The sequence below is a fragment of the Cognatilysobacter lacus genome (assembly GCF_008274655.1).
Lineage (GTDB): Bacteria > Pseudomonadota > Gammaproteobacteria > Xanthomonadales > Xanthomonadaceae > Cognatilysobacter > Cognatilysobacter lacus.
In genome coordinates, this window is sequence record NZ_VTRV01000293.1 from 1 (window position 1) to 649 (window position 649).

The 649-nt window shown below is 60.6% G+C and carries 1 pseudogene; it reads right to left on the reverse strand.

Annotation, left to right across the window (positions count from 1 at the left end):
- Window positions 1-428 (reverse strand): annotated as a pseudogene (locus tag FW784_RS14150) (hypothetical protein); the annotation flags it as partial.
- Window positions 429-649: the final 221 nt, after the last annotated feature.

A 649-nucleotide genomic window follows, 5' to 3' on the forward strand; every position in this document is an offset into this window, starting at 1 on the left:
TACCCGCCAGTCATCACGCCACAGTTTCCGTCGCAGGGTCCTAGGCCCGGTTGCGGCGGGGGCGGGGGCGGGGGCGGCGGTGGAGGATCTGGATAGAACGTTGCACTCACGCCATTGCCGCCGCTGCAAGGTGATCGCAGCATCATCGACGCCGCCCATCCGTCGTTCGCGTTGGGATCGGTGCGCGTCAGGTCGTAGCCGCAGAACTCGTAACCGACCCACACGCGCTTCCAATCGGCCCACCAGGCGTCGATCGCTTCGTCGACCGTCGGGAACGGGCCCTTGTTGTCATATCCATGGTGGTAATACGGCGCGCCGTAGTGTCCGCTTGCCTGCTGGGCATACGCAGCGTTGCCGACAGTCGATGAGACAAAAAGAATCGCGAAAAATGCGAGGCTGCTCGCAACGCTGCGCCCGGGGAATTTCATTGGCCTTCCTTGGAACTTCGAATTCGTGATTCAACTCGGGCGTGCAAAAGGGAGCCGCATAACTCGCGAGCCAATCTTCAAGAAGAATGCATCCCGACCCACCGTTTGCGACCTGACCCCTTTTTTCGAGGTAAATCCCTGTGCGGCGGGACCCGAAGCTTCGCGTCCGTCCGGCCGACCTTCATAAGAACCAGCCGAAATTGAACCTGACCCCATTTTTC